The sequence below is a fragment of the Gemmobacter sp. LW-1 genome, assembly GCF_001303875.1.
Lineage (GTDB): Bacteria > Pseudomonadota > Alphaproteobacteria > Rhodobacterales > Rhodobacteraceae > Gemmobacter > Gemmobacter caeni.
This window is the reverse complement of sequence record NZ_LJSC01000043.1, coordinates 200,161-216,100: the sequence shown is the minus strand read 5'-3', so window position 1 is coordinate 216,100 and position 15,940 is coordinate 200,161. Positions and strand designations below refer to the sequence as shown.

12 protein-coding genes are annotated in these 15,940 nt (G+C 64.8%); 7 read left to right on the top strand and 5 right to left on the bottom strand.

What is annotated here, in order from left to right; all coding sequences use genetic code 11:
- Positions 1-123: 123 nt before the first annotated feature.
- The 3 genes from repC to repA form a co-directional block, all read right to left on the bottom strand.
- Positions 124-1,233 carry a plasmid replication protein RepC gene (repC, locus tag AO684_RS12235; protein WP_054303020.1) on the bottom strand — a complete coding sequence of 370 codons (1,110 nt, stop codon included), beginning with the start codon at positions 1,231-1,233 and terminating at the stop codon, positions 124-126.
- A 230-nt stretch (positions 1,234-1,463) separates the two neighbouring features.
- Complete coding sequence (gene repB, locus AO684_RS12230) at positions 1,464-2,435, bottom strand: plasmid partitioning protein RepB (RefSeq protein WP_054303019.1); 972 nt, start codon at positions 2,433-2,435, stop codon at positions 1,464-1,466.
- Positions 2,435-3,634, bottom strand: a complete 1,200-nt coding sequence (gene repA, locus AO684_RS12225; protein ID WP_054303018.1) for a plasmid partitioning protein RepA — start codon at positions 3,632-3,634, stop codon at positions 2,435-2,437. Before repA ends, repB begins: the two co-directional genes overlap by 1 nt.
- Positions 3,635-4,068: 434 nt before the next feature.
- Here repA and AO684_RS12220 point away from each other — a divergent pair, with 434 nt between their 5' ends.
- From AO684_RS12220 to AO684_RS12210, 3 genes are read left to right on the top strand one after another with little or no spacing between them, the layout of a single operon-like run.
- Complete coding sequence (locus tag AO684_RS12220) at positions 4,069-5,316, top strand: efflux RND transporter periplasmic adaptor subunit (protein WP_054303017.1); 1,248 nt, start codon at positions 4,069-4,071, stop codon at positions 5,314-5,316.
- Positions 5,313-6,017, top strand: a complete 705-nt coding sequence (locus AO684_RS12215; protein ID WP_054303016.1) for an ABC transporter ATP-binding protein — start codon at positions 5,313-5,315, stop codon at positions 6,015-6,017. Before AO684_RS12220 ends, AO684_RS12215 begins: the two co-directional genes overlap by 4 nt.
- Positions 6,017-7,222 (top strand): ABC transporter permease, encoded by a 1,206-nt coding sequence (locus AO684_RS12210; RefSeq protein WP_054303015.1) that lies wholly within the window; start codon positions 6,017-6,019, stop codon positions 7,220-7,222. Before AO684_RS12215 ends, AO684_RS12210 begins: the two co-directional genes overlap by 1 nt.
- A gap of 24 nt (positions 7,223-7,246) precedes the next feature.
- On the opposite strand, the gene AO684_RS12205 is transcribed toward AO684_RS12210, so the two are convergent.
- Together AO684_RS12205 and AO684_RS12200 are read right to left on the bottom strand one after the other, a co-directional pair.
- Positions 7,247-11,122 (bottom strand): amino acid adenylation domain-containing protein, encoded by a 3,876-nt coding sequence (locus AO684_RS12205; RefSeq protein ID WP_054303014.1) that lies wholly within the window; start codon positions 11,120-11,122, stop codon positions 7,247-7,249.
- Positions 11,119-11,325: an MbtH family NRPS accessory protein gene (locus AO684_RS12200; protein ID WP_054303013.1), complete on the bottom strand. Its 207-nt coding sequence runs from the start codon at positions 11,323-11,325 to the stop codon at positions 11,119-11,121. The genes AO684_RS12205 and AO684_RS12200 overlap by 4 nt, the downstream gene beginning before the upstream one ends.
- Positions 11,326-11,464: 139 nt before the next feature.
- On the opposite strand from AO684_RS12200, the gene AO684_RS12195 reads away from it, so the two are divergent.
- The 4 genes from AO684_RS12195 to AO684_RS12180 all read left to right on the top strand — a co-directional run bounded on the left by AO684_RS12195 (position 11,465) and on the right by AO684_RS12180 (position 15,938).
- Positions 11,465-12,799 carry an MATE family efflux transporter gene (locus tag AO684_RS12195; protein ID WP_054303012.1) on the top strand — a complete coding sequence of 445 codons (1,335 nt, stop codon included), beginning with the start codon at positions 11,465-11,467 and terminating at the stop codon, positions 12,797-12,799.
- The gene (locus tag AO684_RS12190) at positions 12,796-13,968 is read left to right on the top strand and encodes a PLP-dependent transferase (protein ID WP_054303011.1); all 1,173 of its coding nucleotides are present in this window, start codon (positions 12,796-12,798) and stop codon (positions 13,966-13,968) included. Before AO684_RS12195 ends, AO684_RS12190 begins: the two co-directional genes overlap by 4 nt.
- Positions 13,965-14,834 carry an alpha/beta hydrolase gene (locus AO684_RS12185; RefSeq protein ID WP_054303010.1) on the top strand — a complete coding sequence of 290 codons (870 nt, stop codon included), beginning with the start codon at positions 13,965-13,967 and terminating at the stop codon, positions 14,832-14,834. Before AO684_RS12190 ends, AO684_RS12185 begins: the two co-directional genes overlap by 4 nt.
- Positions 14,835-14,912: 78 nt before the next feature.
- Positions 14,913-15,938, top strand: coding sequence for a GNAT family N-acetyltransferase (locus AO684_RS12180; RefSeq protein ID WP_054303009.1), 1,026 nt, complete (start codon positions 14,913-14,915; stop codon positions 15,936-15,938).
- Positions 15,939-15,940: the final 2 nt, after the last annotated feature.

Sequence of the window (15,940 nt, the reverse complement as noted above, 5' to 3'; positions counted from 1 at the left end):
ACGAACATTGATGCGGAATTTCGAAAGAGAATGAACATGCATTTGCTGGCATTGAATGATCGAAGGGTTCCACGTGGACGTTGAGGCACGCAGGGGCACTTCGATTTGATCGCCGTCATTGGATCATGTTGCCGCGACGGGCGGGTTGCCTCCGCGGGCATATTGTTGTCCGCGGACAATTCTCTGATGCCCTCCGCGCTTGCGAAGTTTCTCCAGCAATTGCCAGGGACAGAACGTTTCGCTCCGGGCGCCCAGCATTACCGACCTGAAATATGCACCGAGCTGATGAATGCGATCCTGCATTTCCAGTAAAAGCCAGATCGTCAGGGCAACTTCCATGGCTCCTCGCTTGTCTTCGGCACGTTCGTAGCATTGACGTTCAATGCCCATCATTGGAGCCATCTGTCTTGCATGTGAGGTGATGTCCGCTGCGTTACGAATTGAGGTCTGAAGGAAGGAGGCCGCTTGTGGGCAGATCTGAGTGATTTCTGACAGTACGGAAGTGTCAGGCTCAGTTTCCGCTGCCTTCTTATCAATAAGTTCTTTTTTTGAACTATGATGGTGGCGGACATTTTGGCCGTTGCTGGCGGACAGTTCTTCTGCCGGTTCTTCGCTTTCTGCCTGCAAAGTTTCAGCAGACAGAAGTGACAGCCAATGCCCCAGTTCTTCGGCAGACGGTTTGCGGCGCAGGACGCGCCTGGCGTCTTCCAGCAGAGGGGTCTCACCCTGCTTGGCGAGGCATGAGGCGATGGTCGACCGAAGCTTCGTGCGAAGGTAATCCAGATGGGCCTGTTGATCGGCTACCTGCCTTGCGAGGCTGCAAAGCCGCTCATAGGCATTGAAAAGAGGCGAGAGGTCCAGGCCGAAGCGCAGGACCGTGCCCATCTCGGGGTCGTGCTTGCAGTATCGCTTGCCGTTCGGACTGTCGATCCGCAGGAGGAAGCCCGCTTCGATCAGTTCAGCGAAGTGCCGTCTCAACGTGCGATCAGACACGCCGTTGCGGCGCAGTGCCAAGGTGGCATTTGAGGCGAAGACGCGGTTGTGATTGCGCTTGGGCGGCAAGCAGGACAGCAGCGTATCCAGCGTCGCAATGACAGGGGGGCGCAGGCCAAGAGCCGGCGCCGCGCGCCGCAGCGCCTCGATCATGGCAAAGCGGTCGGGGATAGGATTGTCCGCGGACAATGAAAAATCGGCCTGCGACCGGATCGGTGCAGAGGCATGTCTGAAAGCCATGGCATTTCACGGCAAACCCAGGGTGAGTGCCCTGACCAATGGCCGAGCATTTTGCCAGAAACAGGCAAAATTCCATCAATCAGCCGAATCGGCTGTCTTGACTGAAGCGGAGAAGCTGGTAAATCTGTGGGTGCTAAGCAACAGATTGGGCTCTCCGAGGGTGACCTTGGGGGGCTCTTTCTTTTCCTGTGGCTGCGATGTGCTCCTTGTTGTTGTGTTGCTCGATATCGTCAGTCGCTGCGCTGTCCGGTTTTCCACGTCCGGTACAGGCGCAGGATCTCGTGTTCGGCGTTTGCACGCATCCAGCTTGTGAATGCGGCGTCGCCCTGACCAAGGCGGATCGTGACCGAGCGCGGAGTGGCCTTCACCTCTGCAATTGTCGCGCCGGTCGCGTCTTTTACCGTGAGGCCGGGCGAGGCAGGAGCTGGTTGCGCCGCTGGTGTGGTTGCTCTGGTCGCTGCGGACTGAAGCTGCGCAAAGCGGTCGTCAGAGGGCAGGGCGGCGGCCGCAGGTGGAAGGGCCTGCACCAGATCCACAAGATCCAGCCCGTGATCCCGCGCGGCATCGGCCAGCTCTTCCCAGCGGCGGCGACCGATCCCGTGGGCGGGGCCAACGAAACGGATGACCTCGCCCGGAATGGTGCGCGCCACTTTCGTCATGCGTGACAGCATAGGTTTGTCGATGGCAAGTGCGTCCAGAATCACCGCAGGCTCATAGCCGTTTTCGGCCAGTTCAGAGACGAAAACCGCCTTTTCGATGAAGCTCGGATCGACCCGAAGGCTGTTTTCCTGACCTTGCGCAAGAATGGCCTGTTCATCGGTCAATGACCGGATCAGGGCCTTCGCAGGCAGTCCGGCCAGTTTCAGCGCTTGCAACCGGCGGCGGCCATAGACGATGCGATAGCGTCCGGGCGCCTCGGCCAGCGGGCGCACCATGATCGGCACCTGTTGTCCGTGCAGCCGGATGCTTTCAGCCAGCTCAGCGACATCCGCATCCGTGATCGCAAGGCGGTCGCGGGGGCCATCATCCTCGATTAACGCGGGATCAAGCTCCCGGATCGCATTGGAGGACAGGTCGCGCAGGGTCGATTTCACACCAGACATCGGCCCGGTATTCGGGAAACGTGGGCGCGATTCCGCATGAACAGTCTCTGTTTGCGGGGAGGGTGGCGGGGGAGGTTGAAAGATGTTGCGGCGCGCCATCAGCTGTTCCTCCGACCCCAGGCCTGCTGGATCACCGCCTCAAACTCGTCTGCGACGCCATTCACGCTTTCCAGAATGCGATCCAGCGTCTTGCGGACGACCTGATTGGGGTCCAGCTCGTAAATCGTCTGTTGCGTCATCCCCGCATCGGAAATCGCGGTGGATTTGAGCATCGGCGTATTCAGCACCTGCTCCAGCAGGATCGAACGCAGAAAGCCCGCCATCTGCGCCTGTGGCACATCGGTCGGCTCGTACCGGGCGATGAGGAATTTGAGGAACTTCCAATCGGTCGGTCCCATGGATTCCTCCAGCGTTCTGACAGTTTCACCTGCCATTTCAAGGAATTGCGCCATAGAGGCGACATCCAGCATGCTGGGCACCACTGTAATCAGCAGGCCGGTAGAGGCCAGTAGCGAAGACATGGTGGTAAAGCCAAGTTGCGGCGGGCAGTCGATGATCACCAGATCATAGGCGTTCTCGACCTCGCTGAGCGCGATGGCCAGCCGCTGCGTGAACGGCGGCTCGATCCGGTGTTGCAAGGCATAGGCGGTTTCGGTCTCGTATTCCGAAAGCAGCAGCCCGGCCGGCGCAAGGTCGAGATTGTGGAAATAGGTCTTGCGGATGATCTGGCTCAGCGGCACCGGGTCTTCATAGCGCAAGGCATCATAAACAGTCCCTGCTTCCGCGAATTCGATCTCGGGGCGGTAGCCGAACATGGTGGTCAGACTGGCCTGCGGGTCCATGTCGATGGCCAGAACCCGATAGCCGCGCAGGGCATAGCGCTGCGCCAGATGGATCGCGGTCGTGGTCTTGCTGGACCCGCCCTTGAAATTGACGATGGAAATGACCTGCAAACCATCGCCTTCGCGCCGACCTGGGCGATAGGTCTCGCCATTGCGTCCCGTGCGGGCCATGACATCGCGGATCTGGTCGATCTCTTCAGCGGAATAGAGTCTGCGACCGCGGGAATCCGTCTCTACATCCGGGAAATCGCCCTCCTGGTGGCGCGTTCTCAGATTGGACATCGAGATGCCCGTCAGTTCCGATACTTCGGCGGGATGAAACTTGCGCAGCGTTTTGCGGCTTCCGGGGTGGAAGCTGTTCCGCATATGGTTGTTCAGCGCCTCGGAAAGCCGGGTGGCGTTGGCGCTGATCATGCCGGCAATGCTGCCGGGTTCGGGGAGTCTGTCGCTCGTCATCCTATCCTCGATGGTCTCTTTGCGGACCACTTTCTCTTTCGTCGCAGAAGGGCGTCAAAAACGAAACCATGCGACAACTGGAGTGATGGCACGCAACTTGTCACGCGGCAACAGAATTTTTCGTCGCTATGGCGCGCAGTCGTGTCAGGAAGTTCATCCTGTGGTCGAAATCATGCGGGCAAATAGCTGATATAACTTGAAAAAGTCAAACATCTCGCTCCACGCGCGGCCTCAGGGCCATCTGCTGCCAGACGTGCGGGTGTTGCTGAAAGATATCCACAAGAGTTATCCACAGGTGAGCGGGCCGGTCCGGTGGCGAATCCTGCGGGGATATTTTGTCGCGGCGGGACAAGAACGGCAACCGACGGATTCGGCGCGGATATCCGTATCATGCAAGGGCCGTCGACGGGCGGCGCATCGGAAGGCGGGACAGCATGCCGGATCAGGGCACAGAGGATATCCAGCGGATGATCGCGGGGGCAGGGCGGCGCAATCGCGGGCGCTGGCTGCTGCTCCCCTTGCTGATCATCCTTTTGGCGGGGGTGCTATGGCTCTGGCGCAGTCCCGATTCAGGTGGAACAGTCTATGTGACCGAGCCTGTCCTGCGTGGCGACCTGACCGCCACGGTCACGGCGACCGGCACGGTGCAGCCGACCACCGAGGTCGAAGTATCGTCCGAACTGTCGGGAACGCTGCTGTCCGTCGATGTCGATTACAACGATGAGGTTTCGGTGGGACAGGTGCTGGCGCGGCTGGATGATACCAAGTTGCGGGCGCAGGTTGCCAATGCCGAGGCGGCGCTGGCTGCGGCGCGGGCCCAGCTCTTGCAGGCCGAGGCGACACAGCGCGAAACGGAAGAGCTTTATGAAACCCAGGCCGAGTTGCAGAAGCGCGGGGTGGTGAAGCACAGCGACTTCATCACCTATGAGGCGAACCGTGACCGTGCTCGCGCGGCGACGGAGGCGGCGCGGGCATCCTTGACGCTGGCCGAGGCCAATCTGTCACTGCAACGCACCGATCTGGAAAAGACCGCCATCCGCTCGCCGATTGCCGGGGTGGTGCTGAAACGCGATGTTTCGGCAGGGCAGATCGTTGCCGCCTCGCTGTCGGCGCCGACGCTGTTCACTCTGGCAGAGGATCTGCGCCGCATGCAGGTGCTGGTGGATATCGACGAGGCCGATATTGGTGAAATCGCGGTGGGCAACGTGGCCAGCTTCACTGTCGATGCCTATTCGGGCCGCAGTTTCCCCGCGACGATCACCCAGGTTCGCTATGCGCCCGAAACCACGGATGATGTGGTGACCTACAAGGGCGTGCTGGCGGTGGACAACGCCGATCTGACCCTGCGTCCCGGCATGACGGCGACTGCGACCATCGTCGTGACCGAGGCGAAGGGTGCAATCCAGGTGCCGAACGCCGCACTGCGTTATGCGCCGCCGCAGATAGCGGAAGATACGGGTGGCGGCGGGGCAGGGGGGCTGATCGGTTTGATCATGCCCGCGCCTTCGGCCACTCAAAGCGGGGTTGCCAGTGGCAAGACGGTCTGGGTGTTGCGGGCGGGCGTGCCGGTCGAGGTACAGGTGATCCCCGGCGCTTCCGACGGCAGGCGCACCGTCATCACCTCGGGCGAGCTTGCCGAGGGTGATCAGGTCATCACCGATCAGCACGAAGCGCCCAAATGACCGCGCCGCTGATCGAATTGCGCGGCATTACCCGTCTCTATGGGAGCGGCGAGGCGCTGGTGCGGGCGCTGGACGGGGTGGACCTGACCATCAGCCGCGGCGAGTTCGTCGCCATCATGGGGCCGTCCGGGTCCGGCAAGTCGACCGCGATGAACATCATCGGTTGCCTCGACCGGCCGAGTTCCGGCAACTACCTGTTCAACGGCGTCGAGGTCGCGACGCTGGATCAGGATCAGCGCGCGCTTCTGCGCCGTCACTACCTCGGCTTCGTGTTTCAGGGCTTCAATCTGCTGCCGCGCACCACGGCGCTGGAAAATGTGGAACTGCCGCTGATCTACAAGGGCCAGCCCAAGGCAGAGCGGGTGGCGCGCGCGCGGCAGGCACTGGCCCGTGTCGGGCTGGACGGGCGAGAAGATCACACCCCCGCGCAGCTGTCCGGGGGCCAGCAACAGCGCGTGGCCATCGCGCGTGCGCTGGCGGGCGAGCCGATGGTGATGCTGGCGGATGAACCGACCGGGAACCTCGATACCCGCCGCAGCGTCGAGATCATGGAGCTGCTGCAACAGCTCAACCGCGATGCCGGGCTGACCATTGTCATGGTGACACACGAGGAAGACATGGCCGCCTATGCCGGGCGGCTGGTGGTTTTTACAGATGGCAAGGTAGTGCGCGATGTGCCGACCCGCGCAAAGGGGACGTAATGCTGCTTGAAACCATTCGTCTCGCGCTGACCGCCATCATCCGCAATGCGCTGCGGTCCTTCCTGACCGTGCTGGGTGTCGTGATCGGCGTTGCGGCCGTCATCGCCATGGTCACGGTGGGGCAGGGATCTTCAGAGCAGGTTTCGGCCAATGTCGAGGCGCTTGGCACCAACATGCTGATCCTCCGCCCCGGCACCCGCATGATGGGGCCGGGCGCGCGGAATACCGCGCCCGCTTTCCGGCTGGCCGATATTCAGGCGCTTCAGGATCTCGACAGCCTGTCGTCGGTGGCGCCCGTCGTCTCGACCTCGGAGACCGCCGTTTTCGGCAATACCAACCGTACCACCAGCGTGACGGGAACGACCTCGGCCTATCTTGACATCGGCGCCTGGCAGATCGCGCGCGGGCGTGGCTTCACGCTGGCCGAGGACCGCAGCGGGGCCAATGTGTGTATCATTGGCGAGACGGTGCGCACCGCACTGTTCGGCGCGACAGATCCGACGGGCGAGAAAATCCGCATCAAGGCGATTTCCTGCGAGGTGATCGGGCTGCTGGTGGCCAAGGGCGCGGGTTCCTTCGGGCAGGATCAGGACGATATGGTCATCATGCCTGTGCGGACGGTGCAGCGCCGTTTGCTGGGCAGTCAGGATGTGGCCTCCGTCATGGTACAGGTTGCGCCGGGCCGGTCCAGCGAACGTGCGATGTCGGATATCCAGACCCTGATGCGCGACCGGCGGCATATCGCGCCGGGCCAGGAGGACAATTTCGCGGTCAATGACATGAAGGAACTGGCCTCGATGCTCAATTCCGTCAATTCCGTGCTGACGGGGCTTCTGTCCTCGGTCGCGGCGGTCAGCCTGCTGGTCGGCGGAATCGGAATCATGAACATCATGCTCGTCTCCGTCACCGAACGGACTCGCGAAATCGGCATCCGTCTTTCGGTTGGTGCGCAGGCCAGCCAGGTGCTGATGCAGTTTCTGGTGGAGGCGGTCGTGCTTTCGGTGCTGGGCGGGATTGTTGGTATTCTGGCCGGTCTGGGGCTGGCCTTCGTAGCGGCGCAGATCATGGCGATCCCGTTTTCTCCCAGCCCCGGAGTTGTGGCCCTTGCCTTCGGATTTTCGGCGGTGGTCGGGATGGTGTTCGGCTATTTTCCGGCCCGCGCTGCGGCGCGGCTCGACCCGATCGAGGCCCTGCGGCGCCAATAGCCGCAGGGCCGCTCCGGGTTCGGCTTACGCGCCGCCCTGCTGCCAGGCCTGGTCCAGCCGGTCTTTCAGCCGGGCATGGAACAGCCGGTCTCCGATGATGTGCAGGTGATTGGTGCCCGGCACGATCTCGGAGGCTGTAGCGCGCGGCGACAGGCGCCGCCAGTCCACGAGATTGAGCCCGCGGCTGAGGCTGTCCCCCGCGCTGAACGAGGCGACAGGCACGTCCAGCGCGGCCAGCCGGTGCCTGCGAAACACCAGCGCATTGTCGATCAGCACCCAGAACGTATGTTCGCGGCTGGACACTTCCGGGCCGTCGAAGGGCAGGGGGTCGGCCTCGTTGCCGATGAAGCGCAGAAACTGGTCGAAGCATTCGGCATCCATAAGCCCGATCAGCCGGTCCCATTCCGGCCGCATCCGGGTGCGGGCCAGCCAGGCGTCAAGCTCGGCTTTCAGCCGCGCGCGTTCGCCGGGGGCGAACTGCGGGGCGGCGCCGGGCGCGAAGTCGGTGCCCAGATCGCAGACATCGACCTGTGCGACCAGCCTCAGGTCGATCTCGTCCTGCAACTGCCGCGCTGCCTCCCAGGCCAGAAGCCCGCCCCACGACCAGCCCAGAAAGGCGCAAGGGCCGCCGCGCGCCTCGGCCCGGATATGGGCAACGTAATCTGCCACCACCGCCTCGACCGAAACATTCAGCGCCTTCTGCTCGTTCAGCGAATGGCACAGGAAGCCGGTGACGGGCTGGTCCGGCCCAAGGTAATCGGTCAGCCGTTGATATTCGCGGGTCGAAACCAGCAATCCGGGGAAGCAATACAGCCGGGGCAGGGTGCCGCTGGCGCGCAGGGCAATGGCGCTGCGCCCTGTGGCATTTCCCGCGTCTATCCGGCCAGAAAGTGCGCGGACCGTCGGGGCGTCGAACAGGTCGGCCACCGTCAGCGCCACACCGGGCCACAGCTCGCGCAGCCGGGCCAGAACCTTCAGCGCCACCAGTGACCGCCCGCCCATAGCAAAGAAATCATCGGTCACTCCGATCCCGTCATGCCCGATCTCGGCCCGCCAGACGGACAGCATCCGGGCTTCGGTGTCTGTCGCCGGGGTCACGCCTTCCGCTTTCCGCTGCACCCGGCCCGGCAGAGGCAGGGCGGCCCGATCCAGCTTGGCATTCGGATTGGTTGGCATCCTGTCCAGTACCACCACCGCCTGCGGCAGCATGTGGCGCGGCAACCGGCTCTCCAGCGCGGCCAGCAGATCCTCGCCTGCTACGGTTGCGGGCGCGACGACATAGCCGATCAGCCGCTTCCCGCCCTCCTCCTCGCGCAGCAGCACAAGGGCCTCGCTGACGCCCGGCTCGGCCAGAAGCGCGGCCTCGATCTCGCCGGGTTCGATCCGGTAGCCATTCAGCTTTACCTGAAGATCGGCCCGGCCAAGGAATTCGATGGTACCGTCTTCACGCCAGCGCCCCAGATCGCCGGAACGGTAAAGCCGCGCGCCCGCAGGCCCGCCAAGGCGCGGCCCGAAAGGATCGGGAACAAACCGGTCTGCGGTGGTTCCGGGCCGCCCGACATAGCCCCGCGCCACGCCCGAGCCGCCCAGATGGATCTCGCCCACCACACCGATGGGGCAGGGCATCATGTCTGGGTCCAGCACATAGGCCCGACGGTCGCCTACCGCCCGACCCAGTGGAGCATAGGCCCCGTCGAACCGCGTGCCCGCTGCGACCTTCCAAACCATCGGCGTCATGATGGTTTCGGTCGGGCCATAGCCGTTGATGAGCGTCCGGGCCTTCAGCGCGCGGCTCAGCAGGTCGAAGGTGCTTTGGGCCAGACCCTCGCCGCCAAAGGAATAAAGCCGCATCGGTGGTGCCTCTCCCGTCGTTTCGGCCCATTCGGCAAGCTGTTGCAGATAGGTGGTCGGGATAGAGGCATTGTTGCAGCCGTGTTCCCGCATCGCCGCCAGGGTCTGCTCCGGCGTCCACAGTGGCCCGTCGGGGATCACGACGGAACCGCCCATCATAAGCGGCACCATCCAGCGTTCATGCCCGCCATCGGACGAAAACGGCAGGAAGGGCAGTTCGCGGCTCTCCGCGCTCATCTCATAGACGCGGGCGGTGGTCTGGTTGTGCAGGCTCAGCGGCCCGTGTTCGACCGCCACCCCCTTTGGCTTGCCGGTCGAGCCGGAGGTGTACATCACATAGGCAAGCTGGTCGGGATGGATCGTGACTGCCGGATCGGTGTCAGGGAAATCCCCGTGCGGCAGGTCATCAAGGCACAGCACATGCGCCGCAAGCCCGGCAGGCAGCCGATCCCGGTAACGGCGGCGGGTCAGGACGACGCGAACCCCCGCATCAGTCAGAATGTGATGGTTGCGGCTGGCGGGGTGATCCGGCTCGACCGGAATATAGGCGCCGCCAGCCTTCAGCGTGGCAAGGATCGCGATCACCGCTTCGGCGCCGCGCTCGACGAGAATGGCCACCGGCACCTCGGCGCCCACGCCCAGCGTGAGCAGCCGATGTGCCAGCCGGTTCGCCCCCCGGTTCATGGCATCGTGGCTCAGCCGGTCCGGCCCGCAGATGATGGCCAGCTTGTCGGGCGTCTGTGCGGCATGGGCCGCGATGATTTCATGCGTGGCGCGCGGATCGGCCGGGGTGTCATCAGGATAAGGGGCCGACAGACCGGCCAGTTCCGTATCGCTGAGCAGGGGAAAAAGAGCCAGCGGGCGCTGCGGATCGGTCAGCACCGCAGCCAGCAGGCGGTCGAGGTGTTCAAGCAACCGCGCGATCAGCGCCGGTTCATGCAGCCCTTCTGCATGATCAGCGCTGAGCGTTACCTGCCCGTCTGCCGCCACCTCGGCCAGAACCACGCATTCGCCCTGTGAGGCGGGCCGGGGGCGGGTGATCCGGGTCACACCGTCCGGCAGCGGGTTGGCCGGCCATATATGCAGAGTCAGCGCACCCAGCGGATGCCGGTCTGCCCCGGCATGGCGCAGCATGTCCTGCACCAGAAGCTCCGAGGGCAGGGCGTCGGCCCGCGCCCCGTCGATAGCCGCCGCGATCCGGTCACCGAAAGCGGCAAAGCCTTCGCCCGGATCGTAGCTGACCAGCAGTGGCAACAGATCCTCCCCCCGCCGCGCAGGATCGGGCGAGGGCTGCCCGAGTGCGAACCGTAGCCTGTCCTGTCCGCAGTAGCGGGCCAGCAGGGCTGCAAACCCGGTGGCCAGGATATGTTCTGCCTCTGCCGGGGGCAGAGGGATCGAAAGGGGGTGCGTGGTCAGCAACCGCACTCTGCCTTCCGACCCGCCATGGCGCTGCGGCAGCCGGGCGAGGGCATGGCCCTGGCCCAGCCGGTCCCGCCAGCGCTGCATCTTTGCCCGGGGTGCGCTTTCCGGCATCTGCGCGCCCAGCAACAGCGGTGTCGGGCTTTGTCCGGCAAGGGCTGCAAACAGCGTCCGCTCCATCGCGGCCAGCGTCGCCGCATCGCCAAGGATCGGATGCAGGGCGATGGCCAGCGCATGTGTCCCACCACAGCTCGGAACAAGATCGACCGTGGCCAGCGGCCCCGCGTCCAGCGCAAGGTGCCGGTCGGCCAGCAATGCAACGGCGCGGGCTGCCGGGTCGGTGGCGGGGTCGTGCCGCCGCAGCTCGGTGCGGGGACGGGCGGATTGCAGACGCAACACCTCGCCGCCCGGCCGGCGCAGCAACTCTGCGCTGAAGGCCGGATGCGCGGCAATCATCGCTTCGGCCGCCATCGTCAGGGTCGCTCCGCCGAAACGGGCAGGAAAGTGCAATACCAGATCGGGCCGCGCGAAGGGGCCAAGCTCACCCACCTGATCATGGGCAAGGATCTGGCGCTCTTTTGCTGTCAGCGCAAATCCGTTCTGTGCGGGTGTGGGATGCAGGTCGTTCATGCGTCCATCACCTTCCGCAGCGCAACCGGGCGCGGATCGGCCCAGAGGGTTTCGATCTGCGCGAGGCAGGCATCGCGCGTCCCTTTGGCACCCTCCGCGATCCACCCTTCGGGCAGCGGAAGCAGGGCGGGCCAGACGGAATGGCGGCCCTCGCCATTGCGGACGATATGCCAGTCGCCACCGGCAGTCAGAGAACGGGTCATGCTACTCCCTCGTGCATCTCGGTCGCCTCAATGACGTGGGGCCGGGAGGATAATTCACATCTGCGGCAAATATTTTCGGCGCGAGGTGAATTTTCGCGCGGCTCTTCCGTCCTGACGATGAAACAGCTGTGAATGACCGATGACCGCGACAGACCTTGGCGCCCCTGACCTGACCCGAACGCTCTGGCGTTGCGGCCTGCCCGCGATGGCGGGACTTGCAATCAACGCGGTTCATCAGAGTGTGGATGGTGCCTATCTGGGCCATTTGGGCACCGGGGCACTGGCCGCGGTGAGCCTTGTGCTGCCGCTCACCGGGGTGACGGCGGCACTTGGTGTCGGGCTGGGGGCGGGCACCGCGACCGCCATCGCGCGGCGCCTTGGTGCAGGGCGGCGGGAGGAGGCCGGGCAAATTGCCTCTGCCGCCATGGGCCTCTGTCTGGGATTGGCGCTGCTGGCGGCGGTTGTGTTGTTTCTGGCGCGGGGCCCATTGCTGACCCTGCTGGGGACAGAGGCCGACCTTAGGCCGCAGGCAGACATCTATCTGCGGCTGATGGCGGTTTCCGCCGGGCTGGGCACAGTGCAGATCCTGTGTGATTTCATTGCGATTGGCGAGGGCAACGCGCGCTTCAGCCTGCAGAGCCTGATCCTGTGTTTCGGCCTGAACCTCGGGCTTGATCCGTTGCTGATCTTCGGCGCGGGCTGGGGGGTGGCAGGCGCGGCCCTTGCCACGATCATCGCGCAGCTTGTGACGCTGGGTGTATACCTTTGGTATTTCCACACGTGGCGCGGGTCGGTGCGCCTGCATCTGCCTTCTTCCGCATGGCGCCGGATCGGCCCCGTCCTTCGGGTCGGCGCGCCCGAGGCACTGGCACTGCTTGCCACCACCGGCGCGACCTTGCTGCTCTATCGCCTCGCCGCGATGGAGGCCGGGGTGGAGGGGCTTGCCGCGTTGGGTATGGTGCTGCGGTTGCTGACACTGGCGGTTCTGCCGGTCGAGGGGTTTTGTCTGGGGGCGCAGGCCGTGCTGGCCCATGCCGCCGGGCGGGGCGATACCGGGCGGCTGGCACGGGCGGTCTGGCGTCTGGCTGCGGTGACGGCGGGGGCCACCGCCGTTGCGGCGGTTCTGCTGGTGCTGGTGCCCGATCTGGCGCTGCGGGCTTTCGCCGCTACGCCGGAAACGGCGGCGCTGGCGCGGCCTGCCTTGCTGCTGCTTCTGCCGGCCCTGCCGCTGATGGCGCTGCGGGCGGTGGCGCAGGTCCTGCTGCAAGCGACCGAACGCGCCGGAACCGCGCTGGCGCTTGGTCTCGCCACCTGGGGCTGGCTTCTGCTTCCGCTGCTCGCCGTGCTGGTCCCGCAGCACGGCTTCCTTGCCCTGCCATTGTCGCTTTCCCTTGCTGCCGGGCTTGCCGGTCTGGCGGCGCTTGTTCTTCTTTGGCGCGTGATCCGCGTGCCCCTGACCGGAGCCCCCGCATGACCCATCTGCCGCCCCTATCACCCGACCTGACCCAAGCCCTGCTTGCCGCCGCCGCCCAGCCGCATCACGCCACATCGGTGCCGATCTTCCAGACCTCCTCTTTTCTTTTCGACCGCTACGAGGAGATGGCGGCGGTTTTCGACGGCAGTTCTGACAGGTTCATCTACACTCGCGGCAACAACCCGACCGTGGCAGAGCTGGAGCGCCTGATCGCGGGGCTGGAGGGCACCGAAGCCGCACGAGGCTTCGCCTCGGGCATGGCCGCGATTGCGGCGGCGGTGATGCCTTTCGTACAGTCGGGCGACCGGGTTGTCGCGGTGGAAAACCTTTATTCCGATGCGTTCCGGCTGTTCGAGGTGGTGCTGAAGAAATTCGGTGTCACCACCACCTATGTGGATGGCAGCGACAGCGCGGCGGTGATCGCCGCCCTGCCGGGCGCGAAACTGCTCTACCTTGAAAGCCCGACAAGCTGGACCTTTACCCTGCAAGACCTGCCCGTGATCGCCCGTGCCGCGCGGGCGGAAGGTGTGATCTCGGTCATCGACAATTCCTGGGCCACGCCGCTGTACCAGCGCCCGGCCGAGGCGGGGATCGACCTCGTGATCCATGCCGCCTCCAAATACCTTGCCGGGCACAGTGACACGATTGCCGGGCTGGTGGCCGGGCCGAAGCATCTGATCGAGCGCATCAATCACGAAGCCTACCACTACCTTGGTGGCAAGATGTCGCCTTTAGATGCCTGGCTCGTCCTGCGCGGGATGCGCAGCCTGCATCTGCGCATGGCCCGGCATATGGAAAACGGCCTTGCGCTGGGGCGGGCGCTGTCTGACCACCACGAGGTGACTGCCCTGCGGCACCCGGCTTTCCATCCCCATCCGGGGCGGGCCGGGTTGTTGGGGTTCGGCGGGTTGTTCGCCTTCGATCTGGCCGAAACTATCGACATCCCCCGTTTTGCCAATGCGCTGCGACTGACGAAGATCGGCGTCAGCTGGGGCGGGCCGGAAAGCCTGATCATCCCGGCTAAGGCCGCGCTGGACCTGGCGGGCAGCGCCAATTCCTTCCGGCGCTTCGGGGTCAGCGGGCGGTCGATCCGTTTTGCGGCAGGGTTGGAGGAGACCGGGGCGCTTGTCGCCGATGTGCTGGCAGCCATCGACGAGGCGCGGCTGTGATCCCGGTGGCCGAGGGCCTGGCGCAATGCGGCGGCGCCCGCTGGTTCGATCTGGCCGACCGCGTGACCGGCGTCGTACGGCGGGTGTTCCTTTGGGTGCCTCCGGGCGAGGCTCCGGCGGAGGGTTGGCCTTCGCTTTTGATGACGGATGGCAATGCGGTGATCGGCACGGCGGTCGATGCGATGCGGGCGCAAGCCTTCTATCCGACCGGCACCAATCTGGGCTGGGGCGTGCTGATCGCGGTCGGCTATCCCACCGATGACGCCTATGACCCGTTTCGCCGCAGCTGGGATCTGGGGCCGCCGCCCGGCGCCAGCTATCCGCCCTTCTGGCCCGATACGCCGGAGGTCAGAACCGGCGGCGGGGCCGAGATGGCGCGCTTTCTCCTGGAGGATCTGCGCGATTTCCTTTCAACCCGCGTGGCACTTGATCCGGCGCACGCCGGGCTGTTCGGCCATTCCTTCGGCGGGCTTTTCGCGCTTTGGCTGCTGTTCACCCGACCGGATGCCTTCACCCACTGGATCGCGGCCAGCCCGGCCATCACCTGGGAAAACAGCTTCCTGCTGACGCACCGCGACGGCTTCGATCCCGCCGGACGACGGTTGGTGGTGCTTCTGTCAGCGGGCGAATGGGAAGGCGACGATCTGGCGCCGTTCCAGCGTGCGGCACCGGATGCCGAAAGGCGGCTGGCGGAAAAGGCGACAACCCGCACCATCGCGGCCGCGCAGGAGATGGCCGCTCATCTTGCCGCTTTGGGTCTGGCTGTCCGCTATGAAACTTACGCAGGTGAAACCCATATGTCTGTTCTGCCGGTGGCGGTGAACCGGGCGCTGCACTGCGTCTTTGCGCTGGGGGCGCCGCAATGAAAATCGCCGCGCGGGGTGAATATCCCCCGGCGTCGCGCGTCACAGGGGTATGACCCCTGCAAATCCGAAGGATCATTCATGAGCTTCGACGCTATTCCTGTTCCTCTCCTCGCGCGGCGCGACGGAGACCGCATCCTGATCGGCGACCCGGTGGAAGAGGTGCTTTCACTGGCCGATGACGGGGCGGGTCGCCTGCGGCTTGCGGCCCCCGCAGGCGGCCTGACCACCGCACTCGCGGCCTTCGAGGCTCTGACCGCGACGGGCGATGAAACGGTGGTCCTGCTGGAGGGGCCGGGATGGGAGCGGCTGGCACCCGACCTGACCGAACGCGGGATCGCTGTACCCTTCGACGGCACGCTGGCGGTGTTTCCGGCGCTGTTCTGGCAGGTGCCTGACCGCTGGCTGATGCACCCGGCCCCGGCATGGCCCGAACTTTTCTGCCGTGGCCCGCACGGCCGTCACCCCTTGCGTCCGCCCAAGCCGCAGGGGCTGCTGTATCGCCGCCATATTCCGTGGCTGGACCAGTGGTTCACGCTGCGGGCCCTGCATATGGGCGACCTGCCGACCTTCCATCGCTGGCAGAACGATCCCCGCGTCGCGGCCTTCTTTGAAGAGGCGGGCACGCTTGAGGATCATCGCGCCTACATTGCGCGCCTCGCTGCCGATTCACATATGCTGCCGGTCATCGGGGCACTGGACGGCCGGGACTTTGCCTATTTCGAGCTCTATTGGGCGCGCGAGAACCGGCTCGGGGCTGTGCACGACTGTGGCGCATGGGATCGGGGCTGGCATGTGCTGATCGGCGAGGAAGATGTGCGCGGCGCCGATTATGTCACCGCCTGGCTGCCCTCGCTGATGCATTACATGTTCCTTGCCGAACCGCGTACGCGCAGCCTTCTGGGCGAGCCGAAGGCCAGCCATGTGCAGCAATTGCGCAATCTGATGCGCGGCGGTTTCGCCCGGCTGCGCGATTTCGACTTTTCACACAAGCGCGCCGCGCTGGTGCAGCTTGATCGCCAGCACTTCTTTGAAAGCAGGCTCTGGGCCAGGCCGCCGGAAACCGACGGCATGCCGCTGCGCCTGTCCCCCGCCACGTTACTTTGAGG

Bases quoted from the DNA above. Each gene is read 5' to 3' on its own strand.
- repA (WP_054303018.1), bottom strand. From the start codon at position 3,634: ATGACGAGCGACAGACTCCCCGAACCCGGCAGCATTGCCGGCATGATC.
- AO684_RS12180 (WP_054303009.1), top strand. From the start codon at position 14,913: ATGAGCTTCGACGCTATTCCTGTTCCTCTCCTCGCGCGGCGCGACGGA.
- AO684_RS12210 (WP_054303015.1), top strand. From the start codon at position 6,017: ATGCTGCTTGAAACCATTCGTCTCGCGCTGACCGCCATCATCCGCAAT.
- repB (WP_054303019.1), bottom strand. From the start codon at position 2,435: ATGGCGCGCCGCAACATCTTTCAACCTCCCCCGCCACCCTCCCCGCAA.
- AO684_RS12190 (WP_054303011.1), top strand. From the start codon at position 12,796: ATGACCCATCTGCCGCCCCTATCACCCGACCTGACCCAAGCCCTGCTT.
- AO684_RS12200 (WP_054303013.1), bottom strand. From the start codon at position 11,325: ATGACCCGTTCTCTGACTGCCGGTGGCGACTGGCATATCGTCCGCAAT.
- repC (WP_054303020.1), bottom strand. From the start codon at position 1,233: ATGGCTTTCAGACATGCCTCTGCACCGATCCGGTCGCAGGCCGATTTT.
- AO684_RS12215 (WP_054303016.1), top strand. From the start codon at position 5,313: ATGACCGCGCCGCTGATCGAATTGCGCGGCATTACCCGTCTCTATGGG.
- AO684_RS12220 (WP_054303017.1), top strand. From the start codon at position 4,069: ATGCCGGATCAGGGCACAGAGGATATCCAGCGGATGATCGCGGGGGCA.
- AO684_RS12195 (WP_054303012.1), top strand. From the start codon at position 11,465: ATGACCGCGACAGACCTTGGCGCCCCTGACCTGACCCGAACGCTCTGG.
- AO684_RS12205 (WP_054303014.1), bottom strand. From the start codon at position 11,122: ATGAACGACCTGCATCCCACACCCGCACAGAACGGATTTGCGCTGACA.